Origin of the sequence: Salinicoccus carnicancri Crm, from assembly GCF_000330705.1 — a bacterium.
Lineage (GTDB): Bacteria > Bacillota > Bacilli > Staphylococcales > Salinicoccaceae > Salinicoccus > Salinicoccus carnicancri.
In genome coordinates this window covers 132,457-150,715 of record NZ_ANAM01000001.1, presented here as the reverse complement: position 1 = coordinate 150,715, position 18,259 = coordinate 132,457, and the positions used below count along the sequence as shown (strand labels likewise).

18 protein-coding genes are annotated in these 18,259 nt (G+C 49.4%); 13 read left to right on the top strand and 5 right to left on the bottom strand.

Going from position 1 to position 18,259, the window contains the following annotated elements:
* Positions 1–46: 46 nt before the first annotated feature.
* On the top strand, positions 47–235 hold the full coding sequence (locus tag C792_RS0100725; protein ID WP_017547522.1) for a hypothetical protein: 189 nt from the start codon (positions 47–49) through the stop codon (positions 233–235).
* A 25-nt stretch (positions 236–260) separates the two neighbouring features.
* Positions 261–560, top strand: coding sequence for a TIGR04104 family putative zinc finger protein (locus C792_RS0100720; protein WP_017547521.1), 300 nt, complete (start codon positions 261–263; stop codon positions 558–560).
* Between the two features lie 52 nt (positions 561–612).
* On the opposite strand, the gene modB is transcribed toward C792_RS0100720, so the two are convergent.
* From modB to C792_RS0100695, 5 genes are all read right to left on the bottom strand, one after another.
* Positions 613–1,296 carry a molybdate ABC transporter permease subunit gene (gene modB / locus C792_RS0100715; protein ID WP_026090161.1) on the bottom strand — a complete coding sequence of 228 codons (684 nt, stop codon included), beginning with the start codon at positions 1,294–1,296 and terminating at the stop codon, positions 613–615.
* Positions 1,277–2,062: a molybdate ABC transporter substrate-binding protein gene (modA, locus tag C792_RS0100710; protein ID WP_017547519.1), complete on the bottom strand. Its 786-nt coding sequence runs from the start codon at positions 2,060–2,062 to the stop codon at positions 1,277–1,279. Before modA ends, modB begins: the two co-directional genes overlap by 20 nt.
* An 85-nt stretch (positions 2,063–2,147) precedes the next feature.
* Positions 2,148–2,762 (bottom strand): LysE/ArgO family amino acid transporter, encoded by a 615-nt coding sequence (locus tag C792_RS0100705; protein WP_017547518.1) that lies wholly within the window; start codon positions 2,760–2,762, stop codon positions 2,148–2,150.
* 86 nt (positions 2,763–2,848) lie between these two features.
* Positions 2,849–3,178 (bottom strand): antibiotic biosynthesis monooxygenase, encoded by a 330-nt coding sequence (locus C792_RS0100700; protein ID WP_017547517.1) that lies wholly within the window; start codon positions 3,176–3,178, stop codon positions 2,849–2,851.
* 109 nt (positions 3,179–3,287) lie between these two features.
* Entirely contained in the window at positions 3,288–3,836 is a 549-nt protein-coding gene (locus tag C792_RS0100695; RefSeq protein WP_017547516.1) for a tubby C-terminal domain-like protein, read from the bottom strand.
* Between the two features lie 139 nt (positions 3,837–3,975).
* Here C792_RS0100695 and C792_RS0100690 point away from each other — a divergent pair, with 139 nt between their 5' ends.
* The 11 genes from C792_RS0100690 to C792_RS0100640 all read left to right on the top strand — a co-directional run bounded on the left by C792_RS0100690 (position 3,976) and on the right by C792_RS0100640 (position 18,258).
* Positions 3,976–4,743, top strand: a complete 768-nt coding sequence (locus C792_RS0100690; RefSeq protein ID WP_017547515.1) for a 2OG-Fe dioxygenase family protein — start codon at positions 3,976–3,978, stop codon at positions 4,741–4,743.
* A gap of 116 nt (positions 4,744–4,859) precedes the next feature.
* Complete coding sequence (locus tag C792_RS0100685; RefSeq protein ID WP_017547514.1) at positions 4,860–5,504, top strand: SDR family oxidoreductase; 645 nt, start codon at positions 4,860–4,862, stop codon at positions 5,502–5,504.
* 120 nt (positions 5,505–5,624) lie between these two features.
* Positions 5,625–6,488, top strand: a complete 864-nt coding sequence (locus C792_RS0100680; RefSeq protein ID WP_017547513.1) for a LysR family transcriptional regulator — start codon at positions 5,625–5,627, stop codon at positions 6,486–6,488.
* A 116-nt stretch (positions 6,489–6,604) separates the two neighbouring features.
* A complete protein-coding gene (locus tag C792_RS0100675; RefSeq protein WP_017547512.1) occupies positions 6,605–7,126 on the top strand; it encodes an acyl-CoA thioesterase in 522 nt (173 codons plus the stop codon).
* A gap of 18 nt (positions 7,127–7,144) precedes the next feature.
* Positions 7,145–7,507, top strand: a complete 363-nt coding sequence (locus C792_RS0100670; RefSeq protein ID WP_017547511.1) for a hypothetical protein — start codon at positions 7,145–7,147, stop codon at positions 7,505–7,507.
* A 319-nt stretch (positions 7,508–7,826) separates the two neighbouring features.
* On the top strand, positions 7,827–8,591 hold the full coding sequence (locus C792_RS0100665) for a general stress protein (RefSeq protein ID WP_017547510.1): 765 nt from the start codon (positions 7,827–7,829) through the stop codon (positions 8,589–8,591).
* A gap of 170 nt (positions 8,592–8,761) precedes the next feature.
* Positions 8,762–10,390, top strand: coding sequence for a BCCT family transporter (locus tag C792_RS0100660; protein ID WP_017547509.1), 1,629 nt, complete (start codon positions 8,762–8,764; stop codon positions 10,388–10,390).
* Between the two features lie 185 nt (positions 10,391–10,575).
* The gene (locus C792_RS0100655; RefSeq protein WP_017547508.1) at positions 10,576–12,507 is read left to right on the top strand and encodes a fructose-1,6-bisphosphatase; all 1,932 of its coding nucleotides are present in this window, start codon (positions 10,576–10,578) and stop codon (positions 12,505–12,507) included.
* A gap of 255 nt (positions 12,508–12,762) precedes the next feature.
* Positions 12,763–15,405 (top strand): cation-translocating P-type ATPase, encoded by a 2,643-nt coding sequence (locus C792_RS0100650; protein ID WP_017547507.1) that lies wholly within the window; start codon positions 12,763–12,765, stop codon positions 15,403–15,405.
* Between the two features lie 63 nt (positions 15,406–15,468).
* Positions 15,469–15,957 carry a CHAP domain-containing protein gene (locus tag C792_RS0100645; RefSeq protein ID WP_017547506.1) on the top strand — a complete coding sequence of 163 codons (489 nt, stop codon included), beginning with the start codon at positions 15,469–15,471 and terminating at the stop codon, positions 15,955–15,957.
* A 42-nt stretch (positions 15,958–15,999) separates the two neighbouring features.
* Entirely contained in the window at positions 16,000–18,258 is a 2,259-nt protein-coding gene (locus C792_RS0100640) for an ATP-binding cassette domain-containing protein (protein WP_017547505.1), read from the top strand.
* Position 18,259: the final 1 nt, after the last annotated feature.

The window sequence follows — 18,259 nt, the reverse complement described above, 5'->3', positions numbered from 1 at the left end:
AATCATGAGACAATTGATGCAAATCAACTTTTTGGGAGAACAATAAATGAAAGTAACCATAGTAATAATACTGATGTCGGCAGCAGGACTCCTGCCTCTGGCAGTAAACTTCATACCGGCCATACCGGAAAGCTTTTCCACAGCCGCATGGACAGGAACGATCATCTTGTTATTCATCGCTGCAATCGTCCTGGATAAGCATAAAAGGCAGAAAGAAAAGAAACAGGATTCTTAAGACATTTCATCAGGAGCGGATAATCATGGCTACATGTACAAATTGTGAGACTGAATGGACTTTTAAAGACAAAGCAAAAAAATCGGCCTCTTTTTCTCCGGCAATGCCCTGTCCATATTGCGGGGCAGATCAATTTGTTTCGCCGAGTTATAGAGAGAGAAGTGTTTCAACAACTTTTATAATGACATTCGTCTTCTTCATTCCACTATTTTTTAATGTTCCATGGCAGATTCATATCCCTTTAGCTGCTCTGACATTTATCACTATTCTTATATTTCAGGTTTCACTCCTTGAGTTACACAGCAGGGAAGAATACCCCTTCTGATATTTTTCACGCACAAATAAGTGCTCCCGGGAATTCCCGGGGGCACTTATTATCATGAGTTGGCTTTTACTCTTATGAACATCAGCATCAGAAAGGATATTACAATGATTGTGATGACCCATGCCCAGGCGAGGGCCATATTCCCGGATTGTAACGCTGTGTATATCGCTGTCGGCATCGTCTGTGTACGGCCGGGGATATTGCCTGCCACCATAAGTGTGGCACCGAATTCACCGATTGCACGGGCAAAGCTCAGTATCGCCCCTGTTATAAGTGAAGTTGTTGACAGGGGCAGGGTTACTTTTATGAATGTCTGCAGGCTGTTTGCCCCGTCGACTTTTGCGGCGCTCTCGATATCTGCATCCACATTCAAAAAACCCGCTTTCGCCGACTGGTACATCAGCGGAAAAGCGACGACTGTGCTGGCGATGACGGCTGCATACCATGTGAACATGATGGTACTGCCAAAGAGAGTCTGATATAGATTACCGGTGAAACCATTATTTCCGAATATCATTATAAGCAGAAAACCCACGACTGTCGGCGGCAGCACCAGAGGCAGCATCAACAGTGTCTCGATTATGACCTTGCCCCTGAATTCCGCCCTTGCCATGAATCGTGCGGCTGCGGTTGCAAGTACAAAAACAATCAGGAGGGCAATTGCCGCAACCTGAAGTGATAACAGTACCGGCGTTATGAATTGTTCAGCTGTTAAGTTACTCAATAACAAAACCATAATCTTTAAATACCTCTAATGCCTCTTCAGATTGAAGGTAGTCATAGAACTTTCCGGCAGCTCCCGGGTTTTGCGACTCTGTAATCATGCCTGCGGGATAAACGATCGGGTCATGGGTATCGTCCGGCGCTGTCTCTATGATTTCCACTTTATCACTCGTTTCAGCATCTGTCCTGTATACGAGTCCGGCGTCCACATTGCCTGTTTCCACATAGGTAAGCACCGCCCGGACATCTTCAGCATAGACAAAGGCCCCTTCCAGATTTTCCATCAGTCCCATGGATTCAAGGGCCTCGGCACCGTATGCGCCCGCCGGGACGGATTCAGGAGTACCTATGGCTATCTGTTCCGCTTCACTGAGCCCATCAAATGATGTCACCGCATCGCTTCCTTCCGGAGTAATAAGCACCAGCTCATTCCTGAGCAGCTCCGTTGAGTTTTCCTCGTCTATAAAGCCTTCATCCATCGCCGCCTGGAAATGTTCCTGCGACGCCGATAGGAACAGGTCTGCCGGTGCACCCTGGACAATCTGCTGGCTCAGGGCACCCGAACCGCCGAAATTATAGTCCACCTGGACTTCCGGATATTCTTCCATGAATTTTTCAGCAATCTCATCCATCGCATCCGTCAGGCTTGCCGCTGCTGAGATGGTGACAGTCCCTTCAACGGTCTCTTCCGACCCGGAGCCATCCACTCCTTCATTGCCGCACGCTGTCAAGAAAAGCATGAGTACTGCCAGTATCCCTGAAACTCTCCTCGCCGACATCCCTCTTCCTTCTTTCCTGTTATGACTTTTATATGTATTATACCAGTAAATTGCCATGCAGATCTTTCAACTTGTTGAACATATTTCAAACGTCATAAAGCTGGAGTCCCAGGTAGATGGCAACCCCCCAGATGATGAGTGCCGATATTTTGTTTATCCCCAGAAGAAGCCTCCCCTCGGTATCGAAATTGCCGACTGCCCTTCCCGCAACTGCAAGCCCGATGAACCACAGGCAGGAAACGGCGATACAGGAAGCTGTAAAGAGAACCCTTTCGCCACCTGCATAACTAAGTGAGCTCGTACCGATTACTCCGATCGTATCCAGAATCGCATGGGGATTGAGAAGGGAGACAGACATGGCGAACAGTATCTGTTTTCCGGTCGGGAACGCCGCTTCTTCTTTATCGAAGCCGGGAGGGGCGCTGTTCCATATCGACCAGCCCATGTAAAGCAGAAAGATGATGCCAACAGAGAAGATGACCATCTGGAGCACCGGGACAGTGAGTACAATGACCGAAACACCCAAAACGGCGAGAAGTATGAGCAGGGCATCACACAGCGAAGCGGTGATGATGACGGGGACCGCTCCCCTGAATTTTGGCTGTGATGCGCCCTGATTGAAGACGAAGACATTCTGGGCACCGAGCGGGAGAATCAGCCCAAATGCCAGAATGATACCGTGTATAAGTGCTGCTGTCATAAATCTGCCCTCCTGGAAACTTAAATATACCATCCTTGAATATTACATATTAAGACACCACTCCAACATGGAATGGTGTCTTACAGTCATTCTGCCGGATGATGCTGTACATGAACTTCATATGTGGTCAGCTCTGTACCGAGGATCGGGCTTTCCGCTTTTCCGTCTTTCGGGTTATTTTGGGATTCATGCGCTTTCCTTGTGGCCCTGCTATCCCGCCATGCTTCAAAGGAAGAATGGTCTTCCCACGTTGTGCAAACCTGGATTTCATCGAATTCCCCGGTATTTTCCTTAATGAGTACTTCCATAAACACGAAGCCGTCGAACGTGTGAACGGATTTGGCCTGATTGAACTTTTCGGCTACTTCATCCGCCATGCCTTTTTTAAGACGTATGGTATTTACAGCTTTGATCATTTCGTATCCTCCTGTTTTCATATGTGACTATGCACCCATTATGATAGAGTAAATGCGGTTGTTCCACCATGTATTCAATTCGAATGCTGGGTGGCGTTTTTGCACGGCATCAATTGGATTTCTTTCTCATATGCTCCTGGTATTCGTAAAACACCTGGAAGAGCAGAATTAAAAGTGCAGGGTCAAGGCTGTCGTCTGTAATTTCTATATCATGTCTCGAAGCGAGCTTGAAAAACTCGGACTTCGTCGTCATTATTTCACGCCCGCCACGGTCTGTGACGGTAACTGAACGCGAAAAGAAACCGGACTGGAAAAAAAGACGGTTCCCGTCATCACTTTCGAATGTCATTTTCGGACGGAATGCCATCTTAGTCGTGAATTCACCGATCACCCCGCCGTCTTTCATCACGTTCCAGACGGTCCTGAAGGGAGTCCTGAACTTTCCTTCAAAGGATTTCTCCTGTTTTGTGGCGTATCCGGCATTTCCGCCTTCGATTTTAAAGTTATGCTTCTGCCGGCCCAGATAGGCGAACGTCTTCTGCCTTTCAGAAGTATAGTAGAGGCTGAGAGAATATTGTGGGGCCTCCCTGTCATCATAGACATCTATCGCTTTTGTTGATGAATCAAAAAAGTTCTCCCTGTAATGAAAATTTGCCATGCTCATCCCCCCAGTAAGTTCATTCTGTTTATACAATACTTCTAGTAACGGCACTTGTACAGCAATATCCAGTGTCTGTGATAAAATGGAGAATGGATTCGATAATAATTCTTATACGACAAAAGGTGAGGGAACTTTAATGGGTAATTTGAAAGAAAACGGTTATGAAAAATATGATATGATGCACAGTCTGCATTACGACGGTATTGAGGAAGACTACAGTGAGATACTCAATTATTTCGAAAATCTGCCGGAGGATGACTATGCCCCGGGCTTAAATAGATACAGACGATATTCAAGGGCGCTTGTCCTGCCATCATCGGGCGGCATCGAATGGCTGCCGACCGTAAAACGGAATGGCACCGAGTATGCCGCCTATTTCCAGGGCAAATTCAACCCCGAGCACAGCGGCTCCTACAGGGAGTTCCATTCCATCGATGAAAATATCCGTAATAATAGATTGCTCCGGGAAATCATCATGGCGAACTACCACGAAACTTTCTGGAAAGAGGAAGAAAAGATCATGCCGATCCATGTCGGTGTCCATTTTGTAAAGCTTCTGGTCAGCCAGGATGCCGAGAAAGCCGTATCATCACCCGACTGTCTCCATCAGGACGGAGAGCCATTCACTTTTGCCCATCTCGTAAAGCGGGAGAATGTAAAAGGTGGTACGAATGCAATCGGCATTCCTGCGGCCAGGGGCAGCAGGCCGGAAGATGTTTCCAGGGAAGACATTCATGAAATCTTCGAACTGGAAAATCCTCTTGAATCATATGGCGTCTACGATTCCAAAGTCAGCCATTACGTAAGTCCCGTAGAGAAAGGCGACGGACCGGAGGATACAGGTGTCCGGTCCATCATCCTGATCGACTATCAGCAGACGGTCGTGGCGGACATGGATGAATAATACGGGGTTATTTCCCGGGAAACTTTCGACAGGTTGGCCCTGTAAAACAACTTCCTTTGCCGTTCCCGTGTCCCGTGATAGCATATTCTTTATACAGCAATGGGGAGGAATGCATTATGACAAGAGTGCTCGTAGTCGGTGCAAATGGCCAGGTGGCCAGACACCTGACTGAAAAGCTCAAAGAAAAAGGCCTTGATCCTGTAGCCATGGTGAGGAAAGAGGACCAGGTTTCCCATTTTGAGAAAAATGGAATCGAAACGGTGCTCGCAGATCTTGAGAAGGATTTCTCACACGCATTTGACAATGTGGATACTGTTGTCTTTGCGGCCGGATCCGGCCCGCACACAGGACCGGATAAAACAATCATCATCGATCAGGAAGGTGCAATCGAGACCATCGATAACACGGTCGCGAAAGGTATCAAAAACTTTGTCATGCTGAGCGGCCTGCCGTCAGATGGTCCGAAAAACACTTCAGACAATATGAAGCACTATTATTACGCCAAACACAGGGCGGACGAATACTTGAAGGGCACCGACCTGAACTTTGCAATATTACGGCCTGGCCGTCTGACAGATGATGCTGAGACCGGTAAAGTCCGGATAGATGAGCATGCCAATGCGTCATCCGAGTCGACTGACGGCAGAGTGCCGCGACAGGACGTAGCCGAAGTCCTTGCGCAGATTGTCGACAGGAACAACCTGTCCGGCCAGACCTACTACCTGATCGGTGGGGACACTGCCATTGAAGATGCATTGTAACTCAAACAGCAGAGCCATCCAGCCGGTGGCTCTGCTGTTTTTTATCAAAAATCGGTGCTTCAGTCTATAATGGTACTGACACCGGCCTGAAAGGAAGTGATTGCCATCGATATCAAACATATGCGGTATTTCGTGGCTATTGTAAAATACGGCAGCATGACCGAAGCTTCACAACGGCTCTACATATCCCAGCCGACGATCAGCAAAGCGATACAGGACATTGAAACAGAACTCGGCATGTCTTTGTTCGACCGCAACAAAAAGAAAATCGCCCTGACTGATGCCGGCAGAATCTTCTTCGACCAGTGCGAGGAGATCCTCCGGCTCCATGCAGAGTTGCCAAACGACCTTAAAAATATGGTGGGGATGCGGCAGGGCCATATAAAAATCGGCCTGCCCCCCATCATGGATGCAGGCAAACTGATGGCAATCATCAGGGATTTTCACGACCTGTATCCAAAAATCACTTTCCAACTCATAGAAAGCGGCAGCCGGACAATCGAGTCCCGCCTGATCCAAAATGAAATCGATGTCGGCATAACCGTCCTGCCGACAGAAAGTGACCACTTTGACAATTTCAATTTCATCAGTGAATCACTATGCCTTGTAGTACATGAGAACCATACGCTGGCCCCAAGACAGTCTGTACATTTGAGAGAGTTGAAACATGAGAGTTTCATCATGTTCAGCGAGGACTTCTATCTGAATGAGATCATCACCTCCGCATGTAAAAATGCCGGCTTCGTACCTGACATAATATCGAAGACTTCCCAATGGAATTTCATCGAGGAAATGATCGACCGGGAGCTGGGTATATGCATCATGCCTCAAAGTGTCGCGGGGCTTCTCAAAAGCTCCTCTGTCACAGTGGAGATTGACGATCCTCCGCTGAATTGGCGTCTCGGTCTCATCTGGAACAAAGATAAATATATAAATTTCATCACCAAGGAGTGGCTCAGATTTTTTCAGCATCACTATACCTGATGGATTGGCGCCGCTTTCATAGTTTTTATGCATACTTCCCATGAAATACCGCTATTTTTCTTAATCCGCTGCATCCCCCATACTGGCTTTATCAGACGAAAGAAAGGTAGAGCAAAGTGGCAGAAACAAAAAACCCCAGAGACAGCAGAGTAACCAGTATCGACCAGGTGTTTGCAAACGACCTGAATAACTATGATACGCTTTTCGGCGGTGTACTGATGAAGCGTATCGACAATGTTGCATCCCTTGCGGCCAGACGACATGCGAGAGTCCGTGAATGCGTGACCGCTTCAATCGATTCCATCGATTTCCTCCATCCGATTACCCAGTCGGAATCGGTATGCATAGAGGCCTTCGTCTCTTCGACAGGGAATAAGAGCATGGAAGTTTTCTGCAAAGTGGTCACCGAAGATATGATTACCGAGAACAGGAAGGTCGCCGCAACAGCTTTCCTGACATTTGTGGCGCTGGATGACTCCAAGCAGCCGATACAAGTGCCCGGTGTTGCACCGGAGACCGACGAAGAGAAATACCTTTACCAGTCCGGCACACAAAGGGCGGCGATGCGAAGGGAAAGGCGCGTACACAGCAAGGAGCTCACACAAAAAATCAGTGTCGATAAACCATGGGACAAGTAGACGAAAGGAGTGGTTTTCATGTATGCCAGCCAGAAGACAGTACACGTAATGCAGCAGGAACTGGACTATATAAGTCACGAATACCCCGAGCTTTACGCCCGTATTCAGCACGTAACAAGCTTTGCCAGGCAGCTTCAGGTGAAGTACAGGTACCTGGCGGATCTGATGACCGGAGAATCCATCGAGCCGGAACCGAAATTCATCAAGGCCTCCGTCCTTGAACTGCTGATTGTGGAGGTCGGTAAGTTGAAAGCAATGCCGCAGTTCGAAGTGTTCCTGAAGATCCTGAATGACAATGATCATGCTGACGCTCCGGAAATATTCCTCCTGATACTTGGTGCCGGTGAGGACACCGTAGTGAACAACGCCATCATCAGCTGATGTACAGTGCAATCCCCGCAGTCCGGGGATTTTTTCATGTCTGTATTTCCTTGGGGATCATCCAGGATGACGGCTCTGGAAACAGTATAAGAGGTTTCAGCATCCCACCTCCGGTAAACTCGGTCTGATGTTTATCAGCCACGTCTCCATCTTCTTCTTAAAATATTCCTCCATAGTAAATAATAAGTATCTTTCCATCATCTCCGGGGGAAAAGTTTATTAAAAAAATGTGCGGGTATACCCCTAATACATGCAGAAGTAATACATCAAACAAAAAACAATGAGCTATAGAGAATTCAGATAAAAGGAGGCATTGATTATGCGTAATATTGAAACGTTTGCCACCGAAGAAGAATTGAACGGCAGAATTGAACAGCTGAAAGCAGAAGGCGTCAACGAAGATGATATAACAGTCGTATCCAGGGAGGGGCTTTCAGGCAGTGCAGTCGGATATACAGGCGTCAACTTCAGAACATCGGAAGGGAATGCCTGGGATAAGATTGTCTCGTGGTTCTCCGATGAAACGCCGGAAGACCGCGTCCTGACAGATCTGGATGTGGACTCACGCGAAGAAGCGGGATACAAGGAAGCACTGGACCGGGGCGATATCCTCCTTCATGTCAAAAATGGCACAGATCGTGGCACAGGCATATATCCGGAACGCGGCAGAGGCTTCTATCCCAAAGATGACCCCGCTGAAAACGCTGAAGCTGAGCACACCACAGGAATCTATGCAAAAGATGATGCTCTTGAAGATGATGAGACACTGCATACGACCGGCGACAGCCCGGACGTCGGCAAAGGCGAAGCTGCAGAAGAGCAGCATGAGCAAGATGTGATGGATACACACAGGGACGATCCGGCCGGAGCCAAGGAAGGCGGCTACAGCGTCGATGAAAGGGCACTGAACACCGGCAGCGGCCTTGAAGGCGGTACGGATGATGGCTATGATTACGATGAAAGCGAGATCAGGGACAGTGAAATCGGCGGCAGTGAGCGTAAAGAAGCGGAGGACCGGGATTCCGAGGGTAACATCGACGACGAAGACAGGGATTTCCCGGGAAATGATCATTACAGAAGATAATAGAGTATCGCTGATGGGGTCATGGTTAATGCCATGGACCCTTTTTTTATGAGTTTTTCCGGAAATGGGCACTTGAAATGGAACGCTAATATTGTTATTCTCTTAATGTTTGTAAATTACTTTATAAAAATTCAGTAATTTTGATGCAATTCAACTAAGGGGAGAAAATGATGAACAATAATCCGAAAGACCGTAAACGCACTGTCTCCAACGTATTCACATACTCTGCAGTCATCGTCGGCATACTGGTGGTGCTCGGTGCTGTATTCCCGAATCAATTCGGTGACATTTCCGGCTCAATCTCGACCTGGGTCACTGAATATTTCGGCTGGTACTACATGATCCTGACCACGCTGCTGGTATTCTTCTGCGTTTTCCTGATGCTGAGCCCGATTGGCAAGCTGAAATTGGGAAAACCGGATGACAAGCCGGAATTCCGGACGATTTCCTGGTTTGCCATGCTGTTCAGCGCAGGTATGGGTATCGGCCTCGTCTTCTACGGGGCATCAGAACCGGTATCGCACTTCATAGCACCGCCTTCCGCCGATCCACAGACGAATGCAGCTGTTCTGGAATCTATGCGCTCCACATTCCTGCACTACGGCTTCCACGCCTGGGCGATGTATGGTGTTGTGGCACTGGCGCTTGCATACTCCCAGTTCAGAAAAGGGGAAAGCGGACTTCTTTCCAAGACACTCCGTCCGATATTCGGGAACCGGGTCGATGGCGTCCTGGGCACCGTTGTTGATGTCCTGGCAGTATTCGCCACCATCATCGGGGTCGCCGTATCACTCGGCGTTGGCGCGCTGCAGATCAATGGCGGCCTCAATTACCTGTTCGGTCTGCCGAATAACATCATCGTACAGGGCGTCATCATCGCTGTCGTCACCTGTCTGTTCCTGATCAGTGCATGGAGCGGTCTGAGCAAGGGCATCCAGTATTTAAGTAACACCAACATGGTCTTTGCCGGCATATTATTTGCGACCGTACTGATAGTCGGTCCGACAATGATCATCCTCAACATGATGACCCAATCCACAGGCCTCTATCTGCAGACATTCCTGGAAAACAGCTTTGATGTCGCAACGCTGAATGAACAGAAGAGCGCATGGCTCAAGGACTGGACCATATATTACTGGGGCTGGTGGATGAGCTGGAGTCCGTTTGTCGGCATTTTCATCGCCAGAATCTCTCGCGGACGCACCATCCGTGAATTCGTCGGTGCCGTGCTTTTCGTCCCGACGATTGTCAGCATCATCTGGTTCAGCGTGTTCGGCATGACCGGCATCACAGTCGGACAGGATACACCGGGCATCTTCGACATGGCTCCTGAAACACAGCTCTTTGCGATATTCAATGAAATGCCTGTGGGATCACTGCTTTCCATTGTCGCCATAATACTTGTCTCAGTATTCTTCATCACATCTGCAGATTCCGCTACTTTCGTTCTCGGCATGCAGACGACATTCGGGTCACTCACGCCGCCTGCCATTGTCAAGATCGTATGGGGTATTTCGCTCTCTTCAATTGCCTACATCCTTCTGTTAGCCGGAGGGGAGACTGGGCTCAATGCCCTTCAGTCGGCTGCCATCATTTCCGCACTGCCTTTCAGTATCGTGGTCATTCTGATGGTTGTCGCATTTTACAAAGATGCCAATACTGAAAGAAAATACCTTGGTCTTTCCATCACACCGAATAAAAAGCGCATGCAGGCTTACCTGGAAAGTACCCCCGAAGAACACCAGGAAGATATTGAGACATACGTTGAAGAAAAAGAAGATGAAACAAAAGGTATATAGTCGAATGAGCACAGACCCCCGGTCTGTGCTTTTTTGATTCCATACCTGTTAATTCACATGAGAATAGATGTTATTCTTATTATGGAAGCGTTTGATTGACTAAATCTAGTATAATGTTAGTGATACATCATATTCGGCCGCCTGAGAATTCACCCCGGCCGTCAATCAGAGGAGGATATGCAGTCTTGGAAACAAAGTATTTGGATTTACTTGCTGAAAAATTTGACCAGGAAGAAAAAGTGGCCACGGAAATAATCAATTTGGAAGCCATTCTCGATCTCCCCAAGGGGACTGAGCATTTCGTCAGCGACCTGCACGGGGAGTTCCAGGCATTCCAGCATGTTTTAAGAAATGGCTCCGGGAATGTCAGGCAGAAGATCACTGATATTTTCAAAGACACACTCAGCGAGGAAGAGATCAGCCAGTTTGCGGCGCTGGTCTACTATCCTGAAGAAAAGCTCCAACTGATCAGAAACCAGTTCGAATCGAAAAAAGACTTGGATGCGTGGTACGTCACGAAGATTGATCAGATGATCGAACTGATTGCGTATGCTTCGTCCAAATACACCCGCTCCAAACTCCGCAAGGCGCTTCCGGAGCAGTTCGTCTTCATCATCGAGGAGCTGCTCTATAAGAGCGACGAGTTCAGCAATAAAAAACCATACTACGAAAAACTTGTCCAGCAGATCATCGCACTCGGCCAGGCCGACAAGCTGATCATCGGCATGTCATACACGACCCAGCGTCTCGTCGTCAACCACCTTCATGTCGTCGGTGACATATATGACAGAGGGCCGGAGCCGGACAAGATCATGGAGACCCTGATCGATTACCACTCCCTTGATATACAATGGGGGAATCATGACGTGCTCTGGATCGGCGCATATGCGGGTTCCAAAGTCTGCCTGGCCAACATCCTCAGAATATGCGCCCGCTATGACAATCTGGATATCATCGAGGATGCATACGGCATCAATCTGCGGCCGCTGGTCAACCTGGCGGAAAAATACTATGGTGACAACCCTGCCTTCCACCCGAAGAAAACCGCCGATCAGGAGCTTTCGGATGTGGAGAAGCTACAGATTACAAAAATACATCAGGCGATCGCCATGATCCAGTTCAAGCTGGAAAGCCCGATCATCAAGCGCCGGCCGTACTTCGACATGGAGGAAAGGCTTGTACTGGAGAAAGTCGATTACGACAGGCAGGAGATCACCGTCTACAACAAGACGTATCCGCTTGAAAACACCTGCTTTGCCACCGTGGACCGGGAAGACCCGGCCAGGATGCTTCCGGAGGAGGAAGAGGTCATCAACAAGCTCCTGCTTTCCGTACAGCAGTCCGAAAAGCTCAGGCGCCATATGAATTTCCTGATGAAAAAGGGAAGCCTGTACCTGAAGTATAACGGCAACCTTCTCATCCACGGCTGCATCCCTGTGGATGAGAACGGTGAGATGGAACAGATGGAGATCGACGGTAGGATATACGGGGGCCGGGAGCTGCTGGACCAGTTCGAGGATTATCTCCGCAAGTCTTTCCAGGACAAAGAGACGACAGATGACCTGGCGACCGACCTTGTCTGGTACCTCTGGACCGGGAAATACTCCTCCCTTTTCGGCAAGCGCGCAATGACCACATTTGAACGCTATTTCATCAAGGACAAAGCATCCCATAAGGAGGAAAAGAACCCATACTACCATCTGCGGGAAGATAGCACCATGTGCCGCAAGATGCTCGCAGAGTTCGATCTTGACCCGGACCAGGGCAGGATCATCAACGGCCACACGCCGGTGAAGGAAATAGACGGGGAGGATCCCATCAAGGCGAACGGCAAGATGATCGTCATCGATGGCGGCTTTTCCAAAGCCTACCAGTCGACTACGGGAATAGCCGGCTATACACTGCTCTATAACTCTTTCGGTATGCAGCTTGTCGCCCACCAGCATTTCAACTCCAAGAAGAATGTCCTGCTTGACGGTGCCGATGTGCTCTCTGTAAGACGTGTTGTCGATGAGGAGCTGGAAAGGAAGAAAGTACGCGACACCAATATCGGCGAAAAACTGCAGGAGGAAATCAGGATGCTCAAAAAGCTGATGTCCTACAGGTATATCGAATAATGCAGGGCAGTCGCTATTTTATCAATTTGAAGATGGACGTGTTATAATCCAATTAATAATATTATTCTTTGACTGACCGTCAAAGGGGAGTAGCGTTGGAAAAGGTGTATCCTTTTTCAAAATAAAGCCGTCATTTCATGGAGGATTCCATCGGTTTTATTGGCAGATATTGCTCAGCGAGACCTTTGCCCCCCGGGGTGAAGGTCTCGCTTTTTGTCACTCTTCCCATATCCCAAAAGGAGGAAACAATCATAAATGACCATTTACCAGAAAAGCATTGAAGCAGTTTTCGATGAAGTGGATACATCAGAAAAAGGTCTGTCGAAACCGGAAGCTTCAGACCGGCTCGAAGAATACGGCTATAACGAAATCAAAGAAAAGGAGAAGGCTTCTACCCTGAAACTCTTCCTGGAGACTTTCAAGGATGCGATGGTCATCGTGCTCCTTGTTGCAGCAGGTGTCCAGATTGCACTCGGTGAAATTGCGGAATCCGCAATCATCTTCCTGGTGCTGCTTATCAATGCCGTCATCAGCGTCGTCCAGACAAAAAAGGCGGAAAACTCACTCGAGGCATTGCAGGACATGTCTGCTCCGGAGGCAAATGTCCTCCGGGACGGCACAAAGATGACATTGCCGTCAAAAGAGCTCGTGCCGGGGGATATCGTATTCCTGGAGGCGGGCGACTATGTGCCTGCCGATGGCCGGATCATCGAGAGCGGCTCACTCAAAGTGAACGAGGGAATGCTCACCGGTGAGTCCGAAGCAGTTGAAAAAGGCATAGAAACCATCCGGGAAGAGGCTGTGCTCGGAGACAGGCACAACATGCTGTTTTCGAGTTCCCTGGTCGTATACGGTCGCGGCACCTTCGTCGTTACCGGCACTGCCGAACAGACCGAGATCGGCAAGATTGCTGACATGCTCTCCACTGCGGAACAAAAACAGACACCGCTGCAGCTTAAGCTGAACAGCTTCAGTAAAAAGCTCGGCATTGGCATACTTATGCTCTGTATATTGATTTTCGCCGTACAGGCTGCACGCATCTGGTTTGGCGATAGTAACGTCGATACAACAACGGCATTGCTCAACGCCCTGATGTTCTCTGTGGCCATAGCCGTTGCCGCCATACCGGAGGCACTGCAGTCCATAGTGACCATCGTACTCTCAGTGGGAACGAACAAGATGGCAAAACAGCATGCCATCATCAGAAAGCTGCCGGCGGTTGAAACACTGGGTTCAACGAGCATCATCTGCACGGACAAGACAGGAACACTGACACAGAATAAGATGACAGTGACGGACCTCTTCATACCGGGCAGCTCCAGGGACAGCCTGACGGATAATCCTGAAGACTGGAGCACGTCCGAAAGGCTGCTTGTCAATATCGGCGTACTCTGCAACGACTCATATATCAACAAAGCTGGCGACCCGATCGGCGATCCGACCGAGGTCGCACTGATCAACTTTGCAAATGCCAAAAACGGGGATTATGAAGAGATACGAAACAGATACCCGAGAGAGTCGGAACTGCCGTTTGACTCCGACCGTAAGCTCATGTCCACGGTCCATGAGATCGACAGCATCCCGATGATGCTCGTCAAGGGCGGACCGGATGTCATATTCGAACGTGCGGGATATGTCCTCATCGACGGCGAGGAACGCCCGCTTGACGGAAATATGCTGCAGAAGTTCCAGGATGCATATGAATCATTTTCAGAGCAGGCACTGAGGGGGCTTGCGTTCGGCTACAGGAGACTCGACTCCAAAGATGCCGCAATCACTCATGATGATGAAACTGACATAGTGCTTACCGGTCTTATGGCCATGATGGATCCCCCGCGCGAAGCGGTATACGGCTCCATCGAAGAATCCAGGAAGGCCGGCATCCGTACCGTCATGATAACGGGTGACCATAAAATCACCGCCCAGGCAATCGCCCGTGAAATCGGTCTGATGCAGGAAGGTGATATCGCCGTTACAGGCAGGGAACTCGACGATATGACAGAAGAGGAGCTTGAAGATAAACTGGAAAGCATCTCTGTATACGCCCGTGTATCACCGGAGAATAAAATACGCATCGTCCGGGCATGGCAGCGCAGGGATGTCATTACAGCCATGACCGGTGACGGCGTCAATGACGCCCCGGCACTGAAGCAGGCAGATATAGGCATTGCCATGGGCAGCGGCACTGAAGTCGCCAAGGACTCTTCTGCGATGATACTGACAGATGATAATTTCGTCTCGATCGTAAATGCCGTCGGCGTCGGCCGGACAGTGTTCGATAACATTAAAAAATCCATCGGCTATTTATTCGCGGGGAACCTGGGCGCCATCATCGCCATACTGTATGCTGTAACGCTTAACATGCCGAATCCATTCACGGCGCTGCAACTGCTTTTCATCAACCTGGTCAATGATTCACTGCCGGCGATTGCACTCGGCATGGAAAAATCCGAACCGGATGTGATGAACCGCAAACCGCGGGATGTCGACGAGGGAATTTTCGCAGGCGGAACGATGAAAGCCGTCGTCACCCGAGGCATCCTGATCGCTCTCGCCGTCATCATCTCCTTCCATACCGGACTCGGTTCCTCTGTGGAAATCGGCGTGGCAATGGCATTTACGACTCTGATCCTGTCCAGGACTCTCCAGACATTTGCGGCAAGGTCCAATACACAGACGGCGTTCGGCGCCGGATTTTTCCATAACAGATATGTCATCGGTGCGGTGATACTCGGATTTGCCCTCTATGGTATGACAACACTGCCTCTCGTGAGGGAAATCTTCAATATCCCGCCGGAATTCGGCATCATGGAATGGCTGTATGCAACAGGACTTGCCCTCCTGTCCGTCATCATGATGGAAGTTATGAAAGTGGTTCAAAGCCGCATGAGCAGATAGATTAAAATACCGTGCTTACCCGTGTATAATATCAGCCAGTAAAATATAAGGGCAGGAAAATGAATGAAAAGGACAATTCTTACAGCAACCATACTGATTCTTTTGGTGACAGGGTTCATCGCCTTCAATGACCATTCTGAAGAAGGGTTTGTAAAAGAGATTCAATATACCATTACCCCCGACCCGATGAAGTACAACAGATATGATGAAGGCCAGTGCACCCATTATATTTTCGAACAGGTGAAAACTGATGGAAACATGATAGAAAAAAGCTGGAGTGACGCAGAACATTGGGCGGAGAAGGCCGCAGAAGACGGCTATATGGTCAATGCAGAGCCGGCTGAAGGGGCGATCCTCCAGACTGAACGGGGGGAGCTCGGGCATGTCGCCTATATCGAGACTGTGAATGATGACGGTTCAATTGAGATTTCCGAGATGAACTTCGCTGAAGCATATGAAGTCACCAGTCGGACAATCGATGCCGGCGATACGGATCAGTACCGATACATCCATCCGAAAGAAAATCCCCATGGCGGCGGAGAATCCGCATAGATTTTTGCCGGATGGGAAAATACATCAAAGAGGTGAATCCCCATGTCAGAGATACGCATAATCGGCGCCAAACAGAACAATTTAAAAAATGTGTCAGTGGATATACCAAAGCATCGTCTCACAGTGTTCACCGGCCGTTCCGGTTCCGGAAAATCATCCCTTGTATTCAGCACACTCGCAGCCGAATCAGAACGCCTGTTGAATGAGACATATTCCAGCTATATGCAGTATCAGCTGACCCGCTTCGAAAAGGCGGATGTCGACCATATAGAAAATCTGCCGGTGGCAATGATCATAAACCAGAAAAGGCTGGGGGGTAACTCCAGATCGACGGTGGGCACCATTTCGGATATATACTCCACGGTCAGGCTGCTCTGGTCCCGCATCGGAGAACCGTTCGTCGGCTATTCCAATGTATTTTCATTTAACAACCCGGTCGGCATGTGTGAAAAATGCCAGGGGCTCGGCTATGTGGAGGACATCGATCTTTCCGAGCTGCTGGATTTTGACCGTTCACTCAATGAGGATGCCATCAGATTTCCATCTTTCAGGCCGGACAGCTGGCGGGGAAAACGTTATTTATACAGCGGTCTCTTTGATAACGACAAGAAACTCAGAGACTATACAGAGGAGGAGATGGAAACTTTCCTCCACACCAAACCGAGGAAACTGAAGAACCCGCCTGAAAACTGGCCGCGGACCGCAAAATTCGAAGGACTCATCCACCGTTTCAGGCGCTCTTTCCTCTTGAATGACAACTTCGAAAAGAAGCGCTTCCTGGAGGATGTGGATCGGGTCGTCAGCTCCCGTAAATGTCCTGCATGCGATGGTAAAAGACTCAATCCCAAAGTACTCGGCTGTAAAGTAGCAGACCTGGACATTGCCGAATTTACCGCCCTGTCCATTGATGATGCCATTTCATTCCTTGAAACGCTGAAAGATGAGAAGGCGGTATTCATCATCAAACCGCTGCTCGAACAGCTCCGGTCCCTTTCCTATGTGGGTCTGAACTATTTGACGCTCGACCGGGAAACACCGACACTGTCGGGCGGTGAGTCACAGCGGATAAAACTGATCCGTCATCTGAACAGTCCGCTTACAGATCTTGTCTACATCATCGATGAGCCGAGCGTCGGACTGCACCCGGAGGACATTGAGAAGATCAATGGCATCATGTGTTCGATACGGGATAAGGGAAATACCGTCCTCGTTGTCGAACACGATCCTGACGTCATACGCATTGCAGACCATGTCATCGATATCGGGCCCGGCGCGGGAAGGCACGGGGGAGAAGTCATCTTCAGCGGCACGTATCAGGAACTGACAGAGTCGGAAACACCTACCGGTGAAGCGCTGAGACGGAGTCACCGGCTGAAGGATACTCCGCGGCAGCCGGATAGTTTCATCAGTCTTGAAAATATCACGCGCAACAATCTGACGGATGTATCAGTGGATATCCCCAAAGAGGCGCTGTCCGTCATCACGGGTGTTGCCGGTTCCGGAAAGAGCACACTGCTTGCCGCAGGACTCAGCCGTTCACCGGAAAGCATATTCATCAATCAGAAGCCGGTGCACGCTTCAAGCCGTTCCAACCTGCTGACATACATGGACCTCTTCGACGACATCCGTTCTTTCTTCAGCCGGCGGACCGGCCTGAAAAAAGCCAAGTTCAGCTATAACTCGGAAGGGGCATGTCCGGAATGCGGTGGCAGGGGTGTCATCAGGACCGAGCTTGCATTCATGCCGGATTTCTCCCAAATCTGCGAAGTCTGCGGCGGTACACGTTACCGTCCGGAGGTCCTTGAAGCGAAAGTGGAAGGATATTCCATCGCAGATGTGCTGGCATTGACCGTCGAAGAGGCATTGACAGTGTTCAGGCAAAACATCGGTGTCATTACCCGTCTCAGACACCTCGAAGCGACAGGCCTTCATTATATGACACTGGGACAGTCACTTGATACGCTATCCGGCGGGGAGATCCAACGCATTAAACTCAGCAGATATATGGACAGCGAGGCAACAGGGCAGATTTTCATCTTCGATGAACCTACGACCGGGCTTCATGAGGATGATATCCCGAGACTGCTCGCATGTTTCGAACAGCTGATCTCACAGGGCAATACAGTCATACTGATCGAGCATAATCTCACAATGATGACCCATGCGGACTGGATTGTCGACGTCGGCCCGGGACCCGGCGCACGCGGCGGCAGCGTGATGTACAGCGGATTCCCGGGCGGACTTCCCGGCATCAGCGGCTCGCCCACGGCAAAACACCTCGGCAGGTACATCAGTGAATGAA